This window comes from Citrobacter sp. Cpo037 (genome assembly GCF_030332945.1).
In the GTDB taxonomy this organism is placed as follows: domain Bacteria; phylum Pseudomonadota; class Gammaproteobacteria; order Enterobacterales; family Enterobacteriaceae; genus Citrobacter; species Citrobacter portucalensis.
Genome location: NZ_JAOWGW010000046.1, coordinates 389,857 through 396,864, shown reverse-complemented (window position 1 = coordinate 396,864; position 7,008 = coordinate 389,857). Strand labels below are relative to the sequence as shown.

Sequence of the window (7,008 nt, the reverse complement as noted above, 5' to 3'; positions counted from 1 at the left end):
AAAATCGGCCCAGATCCGCGAAATTTTAATCAGCGAGTCAGCTTGGGAAGAAATGACCTGCTTATTCGCACCTTCCCAAGCGCTCTGAGGGGGGCGTCATCACGTAGATGGCTACGGTAAATAATGGTCGTGAGCATGGACAGTCCGGGATCAAGGGAAGGGAAGAGATATGGACAGTATCAAACAAACCAGCTTATGTCCTGATTTTAATACATTATTCTAACTTTATTTTTACAAACAAAGACCCTTAAACAGATCGAATTCATTCGTTAAACGAAGTGGATTGTACAGATGAATTTGATTTTATGTAGTTTGGTGTTTACCTAACTTACTGATTGTATTGATTTAGCACTTTTTGATAAAAATTGATGGTTAGCGTTGTACACATTTTTGGTACAACTTTTCTACTGTTATAAAACTTAATATTCACCAGCATTTTGTTACAGGAGCATGACATGCAGCAGCATACCGTTCGCACTGATACTGCAAGCGCGATTTCTCGTTACTTTGCGAAGGCGCATCTGCCAACTCAACAGGAAACATTGGGAGAAATCGTCACTGAGATACTCAAGGATGGACGAAATCTGAACCGCAAATCACTTTGCACCAAGCTTCTGTGTCGTCTTGAAAAAGCATCCGGGGAGAAAGAACAGAAACATTACAATGCGTTAATTGGCCTGCTTTTTGAATAAAACAAACCCCTTACTTATAGGGGTAAGTAGTGAAGGAGTTATGAAGAAAACTGATAGTGAACGCCTGAAACATGAAATTACAGGTTTGGCTGTGCTAGAAATTTTGCGAATGCATACAGACGTTTCGTTAGCTGCAGTGATTAAGCAATTGCGACTTATGCAGGCCAGTGAAATAGATAGCACACGCAAGCAATTAATTGACAGCGTTATCAATGATTTTACAAACATTAATCCGGGGAAGATAAGTAGAAAACCGGATAAAACCAGAGATGAGAGTGCTTTCAGTGCCAGCAAAAACCCTAAATTACATTAAAGATAATCTTCCAGACTATACAAGCGAGGTTACCATGCTTCATGAAATTAATGTCCACAGTGTAATGACGGATAAAGCTTTATCAAGTTACTTCCATAATGCAGGTGAGCTATTAGCAGATGAGTCTGCGGTATTGGGGCAGGCGGTAACAAATGTAATTCTTGCAGGTGATAATGTTAATAATAAAAACATCATTTTAAGCCTGATTGGTTCTCTGGAGTCAACAGTTGACGTTGTTCAGGCCGATATTATCAGAAAGACCCTGGAAATAGTGTTACGCTACACAGCTGACGATGTCTAAAAAGTCTTCATATTAATATAATATGTACAGCACCTTTGTTATATGCTGAAAGCACTCATGCTGAGCATTTTTTGATTAAGACTATACATAGCACCTTCTCTAGAACAATTGTGATTTTTCATTGAGGCCATAATGATGAACATCGTTCAGGAATACACTGGAAACGCAGAGTTATGGATTGATGATATTTTTATCAGGCAAGGGTTAAAGAATATTCTTGCAGATATCGTTTTTGAAGATGATAAGGCGCGACTGGTGTTCTTTACCGCGAATCACTTTAACGCGGTAAAAAGACAAAATTACGATCTGAGTACGCATCGTCTGGTACTGCTGATTGATGGTCATCTGTACAGATATCTCAATGATTTATCACTTTACAGACTGCCAATAGATGTTAGCGTTGCCACATTCAAACAATTTATTATTGATATTACTCGTTCTGGCGGTATACACGACAATCAGTCGGAACTAAATATTTCTCTAACTGCGCGAGATAAATATATTTTAACGCAGTTAGGGGAGGGGCGAACTATTGTTGAGATATCCGCCTTGTTAAATCTACATTTAAAAACGATTTACCAGGCCAGGCAGAATCTGATCAAGAAGCTTGGTTGTTCTGGGCTGATTGATTTTCAGGGAATACTGCGAGCGAAAATATTCCGTAACTGGCTGGAACATGCCTGAGTAAATCGACAGTTCGTACTTACTGTTGGGGGATACGACAGGGCCAATGGCCCTGTCCGGTATATTTTAAACTTCGCTACTCTGTCACCAGTTCATTTCCCATCTTCTGCTGATGATGCTTTTTGCTCAACGAGAAGTAGCCAAATATTAGCGTTATTACCACAATGCTGGCCATAATCAGGAAGATTTCCTGATAGCCCACTTTATCAAATAACTTACCGACAGGCAGTGACAGCACGATGATGCCGATGGAACTGGCGATATTGAAGCCAATAAGGTATATCGTTGACGACAGGCGTTTATCAAAATTCGCTACGCTGAATTTAAACACTGAAATAACAAACAGTGGGACTTCCAGCGCATGGAGCATTTTAATCAAGGAGATAATATAGATATCGGTGAACAGTGCTGAACCCAGGATTCGACAGGTCATGATTGTGCCGCCCAGCAGCAATGCGGATTTAGGCCCGATGCGGTTAATCAGGAATGGAACCAGCGCCATACCGACGGCTTCCATAAAGACCTGTACCGAGTTGAGGTAGCCGTATACGCGTGGTGCCAGTTCGGGATCGTCAAATAAGCTGGCGTAAAACACCGGGAACATCTGCTGATCGTAGATGCTATAGAACGACCAGGTACCGACGACAAAGATGACGAAAAACCAGAACTGCGTATCTTTAAAGATAGTGAGAAAATCATTTCGGGTCAGCGCGTCGGGTTCAGGAGAGCGCGTTTTTACAGAAGATGGGGCGGGTGAGTTGGTTTTGAACAACACGTTAATCAACAGGAATAATACCCCCATTACCGATACGCACCAGAAGTTAATGTGTGGGTTGATGCTGAAGAAGATACCACCAACAAATGTCCCTGCGGCGTAGCCAAGCGATCCCCACAAGCGGGCGGTACCGAATTCAAAGTTGAATTTGCGGCTCACTTTTTCGACGAAGCTTTCTACCAGACCACAACCCGCGAGGTAGCCAAGGCCAAAGAAAATGGCTCCCAGCGCCATACCAAGTTTGAAGTTGGAGGTCAGCAGCGGTTCGTAAACATAAATCAGGAACGGGCCGCTGAGCGTGATGACTATCCCCATCAGCCAGATAAGGTGTTTACGGGTGCCGAGCTTATCCTGCAGAAAACCGTAGACCAGCATAAACAGCATGCTAAAGAACTGGTTTACGGCATACAGCATTCCCAACTCCGTTCCGGACAGACCAAGTTTATTTTTTAGCCATATCGCATAAAAAGACCACCACAACGACCAGGCGGCAAAGAAAAAAAGCAGATACCCGGACGAGTACCGATATTTGTCATTACTGAACGGCATATTTATCTTCATGATTTTTCCAATCCAGATCAGGTCATTGTAAGGTCTTTCTGATACGACGTAATGAGTGCGCTTTATTACGGGGTAATCGTCCTCCGTAGCGACGGTTGTGACTGAATAAAGCTGCTCAGGTGTTGGTTGTCGGGAAACGCGCTTAGCGCGCCACGCCGGGTGGTCGCCAGAGCACCACAAGCGCTGGCCTGCTCGATAAGTGGAAGTAGCGTTGACGTTGATGTGGGCCAGCCTTCCTCGGCGAGTGCCGCCAGCAGCCCGGCCATAAAGGCATCACCGGCGCCAGTGGTATCGATACTTTCGACGTTATAGCCGCTTAAAGTTAGCCTGCTGTTTTGCCAGAAAGCGATAGCGCCGTCGGCACCGCGGGTGACGATTTTCAGGCGTGCAGGAAAATCAACCAGACGTTCGCAGGCGCTACTGAGACAGTTGGTCTGTGTTAGCCACAGCAGCTCTTCTTCTGACATCTTCAGAATGTCGCTCCGCCGGGCAAACTCGTTGACAAGGTCAAACATCTGCATCTCGTTGCTCCACATCTGCGGACGCAGATTGATGTCAAAGCTCAGAGTACCGCCGGTCTGTCGCAATGCGGCCATTGCCTGGGCGAGGGTGGCGCGGCAGTCAGGGGCAACCAGCGCCAGCGAGCAGAAGTGCAGAATATCGGCACCAAAGTCGGGCAGACTCGCCGGGCTGAGAAATTGATCGGCAGACGGATTGACCAAAAACTCAAACTGCCGCTCGCCGTTGGGAGCCAGTGAAACCAGTACGGTACTGGTGTGCTGATGTGCATCAAACTCCAGACTTCCTGTATCCACCTGCGCTGTTTCCAGCGTCTGATGCAGAAAGCGACCAAAAGTGTCATTGCCCACACGGCCAATAAAACCGCTGGCGCGGCCAAGGCGAGCGACGCCGATTGCCACATTGAAGGGAGCGCCTCCCGCACAGGCTTCAAACTGCATATTGTCGCGCGGCAATAAATCCACCACGGCGTCTCCGAGCGTCCAGATAGTCATTATTTTTCCCCAAAGCAGTAAGACGGGTGTTTATTTGGCGCTGAGCGGCCAGGCCTGCCCTTGATTAAAAATGGCGTGTCCGTTCTGGCTGAATAAGGTCAGCTGGCGATCGTCCGGTTCAGGATAAATACGACTGCTAAGGGTATATTCACCGTGATTGACAAATACCTCTACCGAGGAGCTGTCGATAAATAAGCGCAGATCCAGCCGGTCACCAACTGGCAGCGGCACGCTGCGATAACCAGAGAGACCATGCTGCGGGTAGCGACGATCCAGTACCAGACGCTGTGCCTGGCTATCGACGTAGATGCGCATCCCGTCACCCAGCGCGATACCATATTCTTCAGCACTGCTGCGGGCGATATCGAGGCTCAGTTCGACTTCAATAGCGAGCGCCTGCTCCTCTACCATCAGGGTGCGATTGTGCAGTTCGCTAACTGGCCAGACATGGAGCGGACCGCGCAATGATTCCAGTTCTTTAATTGGGTTCATACGCAGCCGCTGATCGGTATCGAGCGTCACCTCGCGGGGGAGGGTAAGCATGCCCGCCCAGCCGTCGGCTTGTTCTGGCATTGGCGATTCCCACATCGACAGCCAGCCAATCACGATGCGGCGCCCATCCGGGGTGGTAAATGACTGGGGGGCGTAAAAATCATGCCCGTGATCCATCTCCTGGAAGGCGTGGGTGACGTGAAAATGGAGATTATCCTGCCATTCGCCGACCATATAACCGCTCTGGAACAGGTTACGGCAATCGTATCCGTCTGCGGCGATGCCCTGAGGCGAGAACATGAAGACGAGCTTATCGTTGAGTGGGAAGAGGTCCGGGCACTCCCACATGTAGCCCATGCCGTCATCGGCCCTGCCGAGCGTGCTGGCAAACTGCCAGTGCTGTAGATCCTGCGAGCGATAGAGCTGCACTTCGCCCACGTCATCGACCCGGGCGCCCACCACCATGTACCAGCTGTCTCCCTCTTGCCAGACTTTCGGATCGCGAAAATGGTGTGCGCCTCGCGGGGTATCCAGAATCATGCCCTGGCGTTCAAAGTGAATCCCGTCGGTGCTGGTGGCCAGGCACTGTACCTGATACAGGTTTTCCTCATTCGCCTCGCCGTCAAACTTGTGTCCGGTGTAGATCAGGGCCAGCTTATTGCCTTCAACCACCGCTGAACCGGAAAAACAGCCGTCTTTATCTTCCGGCCCTTCTGGTGCCAGTGCGATGGGCAAGTGCTCCCAGTTCACCATATCGAGGCTGCGCGCATGGCCCCAGTGCATTGGTCCCCAGACCGGCTGCCACGGATAGTGCTGATAGAACGCATGGTAGTAACCATCGAACCAGGACAGACCGTTGGGATCATTCATCCAACCCGCCGGTGGCGCCAGGTGATAGCGTGGATACCAGCGCGGGTTTACAAGGTCTTTCTGCTGGCTTAAGGCTTCGTTGGCTTTGGAAAGTAGTGACGTCATTTGCTTGTCCCTGTAAGTGAATTGATCAAAAGATAACGTTAACATTCTCGGTTTTCTCGCAGATTTGATGGTAATATCGATGTTAATCACAAAAGTTAACGTTAACATTTTGCGGGTGTTATCGAGATCGCATTTTCAGACCCCGGCAAAGTGAACATCGGCGAAGGAGAGGGTATGGCATCTTTAAAGGATGTGGCGCAGCGGGCTAACGTCTCGTTAATGACCGTATCGCGGGCGATTAACGAGCCCGAACGACTACGGCCTGAAACCTATAAAAAGGTGATGGAAGCGGTAGATGCGCTGGGGTATGTCTCCGATCTCTCCGCTAAAAAAATTCGTGGCGCGAAAACCACTGCTAACACGATTGGGGTGCTGGCGCTGGACACCATGACTACGCCATTTTCCGTGGAGATAACGCTCTCTATCGAAGAGACCGCGCGGGCGCACGGTTGGAATAGCTTTGTGGTGAATATGTTCAGCAATGACAAGCCAGAGAAAATGGTTGATCTGCTGTTGGCACATCGCCCGGACGGTATTATCTACACCGCGATGGGACTGCGCCAGGTACCGGTACCGGAAAAGCTGCATAAGTATCGCTGCGTGCTGGCGAACTGCGAAAGCACAAGCGGCCCTTTCCCCACCTATATTCCCGATGATGAACAAGGGCAATATCTTGGCGTGAAAGCGCTGTTGGCCGCAGGCTATCGCCGACTGCTGTGCATCCACCTGCCGAAAGGAATTGTGGCGACCGATCGCCGTCGGGCGGGAATGGAGAGGGCTTGTTGTGAAGCGGGTGTCGACCCTGATGCAATGTTCCACCACTATCTTCCGCCGGGCGAGCGCCACCATATTGATGCGGCGGAGATTGCCGGGCATTACCTGAGAGGCGCGTGCCCGATGTTCGATGCGGTGGTGTGCGGTAACGACCGCGTGGCTTTTGTTATCTACCAGCTCTTGCTGGGGCGAGGGCTGCGCATTCCGCAGGACGTCGCTGTGCTGGGCTATGACAATATGGTGGGCACCGGCGAGCTATTTTTGCCGCCGCTATCAACGGTACAGCTGCCGCACTATGAAATCGGTCGTCTTAGCGCGCTGCATCTTATCCAGGGGCTCGATCACCGGGATACAGTGCGGGTAGACAGCCCCTGGCTTCCGCGCGCCTCAATATGAGTACGCTCACGTGGCTACTGCTGTTTTGCCAA

8 protein-coding genes are annotated in these 7,008 nt (G+C 49.5%); 5 read left to right on the top strand and 3 right to left on the bottom strand.

What is annotated here, in order from left to right:
* Positions 1 to 455: 455 nt before the first annotated feature.
* From ycgZ to OGX94_RS07865, 4 genes are all read left to right on the top strand, one after another.
* Positions 456 to 692, top strand: a complete 237-nt coding sequence (gene ycgZ, locus OGX94_RS07880) for a regulatory protein YcgZ (RefSeq protein ID WP_003833500.1) — start codon at positions 456 to 458, stop codon at positions 690 to 692.
* A gap of 40 nt (positions 693 to 732) precedes the next feature.
* A complete protein-coding gene (locus OGX94_RS07875) occupies positions 733 to 1,005 on the top strand; it encodes a hypothetical protein (RefSeq protein WP_003833498.1) in 273 nt (90 codons plus the stop codon).
* Positions 1,006 to 1,039: 34 nt separating this feature from the next.
* Positions 1,040 to 1,306: a biofilm/acid-resistance regulator YmgB/AriR gene (locus OGX94_RS07870; protein ID WP_148361892.1), complete on the top strand. Its 267-nt coding sequence runs from the start codon at positions 1,040 to 1,042 to the stop codon at positions 1,304 to 1,306.
* A 132-nt stretch (positions 1,307 to 1,438) separates the two neighbouring features.
* Complete coding sequence (locus OGX94_RS07865) at positions 1,439 to 1,990, top strand: LuxR C-terminal-related transcriptional regulator (RefSeq protein WP_003833493.1); 552 nt, start codon at positions 1,439 to 1,441, stop codon at positions 1,988 to 1,990.
* Between the two features lie 76 nt (positions 1,991 to 2,066).
* Here OGX94_RS07865 and OGX94_RS07860 read toward each other — a convergent pair whose 3' ends face one another.
* The 3 genes from OGX94_RS07860 to OGX94_RS07850 form a co-directional block, all read right to left on the bottom strand.
* Positions 2,067 to 3,326 carry an MFS transporter gene (locus OGX94_RS07860; protein WP_003833490.1) on the bottom strand — a complete coding sequence of 420 codons (1,260 nt, stop codon included), beginning with the start codon at positions 3,324 to 3,326 and terminating at the stop codon, positions 2,067 to 2,069.
* A gap of 65 nt (positions 3,327 to 3,391) precedes the next feature.
* Positions 3,392 to 4,339, bottom strand: a complete 948-nt coding sequence (locus OGX94_RS07855; RefSeq protein WP_149335215.1) for a PfkB family carbohydrate kinase — start codon at positions 4,337 to 4,339, stop codon at positions 3,392 to 3,394.
* Positions 4,340 to 4,369: 30 nt separating this feature from the next.
* Positions 4,370 to 5,806, bottom strand: a complete 1,437-nt coding sequence (locus OGX94_RS07850) for a glycoside hydrolase family 32 protein (protein WP_257661933.1) — start codon at positions 5,804 to 5,806, stop codon at positions 4,370 to 4,372.
* A 174-nt stretch (positions 5,807 to 5,980) separates the two neighbouring features.
* Here OGX94_RS07850 and OGX94_RS07845 point away from each other — a divergent pair, with 174 nt between their 5' ends.
* Positions 5,981 to 6,976 carry a LacI family DNA-binding transcriptional regulator gene (locus OGX94_RS07845; RefSeq protein WP_257661934.1) on the top strand — a complete coding sequence of 332 codons (996 nt, stop codon included), beginning with the start codon at positions 5,981 to 5,983 and terminating at the stop codon, positions 6,974 to 6,976.
* Positions 6,977 to 7,008 lie beyond the last annotated feature (32 nt).

What these genes read in the sequence shown, in the direction of transcription:
- ycgZ (WP_003833500.1), top strand. Translation starts at nt 456, where the DNA reads ATGCAGCAGCATACCGTTCGCACTGATACTGCAAGCGCGATTTCTCGT.
- OGX94_RS07875 (WP_003833498.1), top strand. Translation starts at nt 733, where the DNA reads ATGAAGAAAACTGATAGTGAACGCCTGAAACATGAAATTACAGGTTTG.
- OGX94_RS07870 (WP_148361892.1), top strand. Translation starts at nt 1,040, where the DNA reads ATGCTTCATGAAATTAATGTCCACAGTGTAATGACGGATAAAGCTTTA.
- OGX94_RS07865 (WP_003833493.1), top strand. Translation starts at nt 1,439, where the DNA reads ATGATGAACATCGTTCAGGAATACACTGGAAACGCAGAGTTATGGATT.
- OGX94_RS07860 (WP_003833490.1), bottom strand. Translation starts at nt 3,326, where the DNA reads ATGAAGATAAATATGCCGTTCAGTAATGACAAATATCGGTACTCGTCC.
- OGX94_RS07855 (WP_149335215.1), bottom strand. Translation starts at nt 4,339, where the DNA reads ATGACTATCTGGACGCTCGGAGACGCCGTGGTGGATTTATTGCCGCGC.
- OGX94_RS07850 (WP_257661933.1), bottom strand. Translation starts at nt 5,806, where the DNA reads ATGACGTCACTACTTTCCAAAGCCAACGAAGCCTTAAGCCAGCAGAAA.
- OGX94_RS07845 (WP_257661934.1), top strand. Translation starts at nt 5,981, where the DNA reads ATGGCATCTTTAAAGGATGTGGCGCAGCGGGCTAACGTCTCGTTAATG.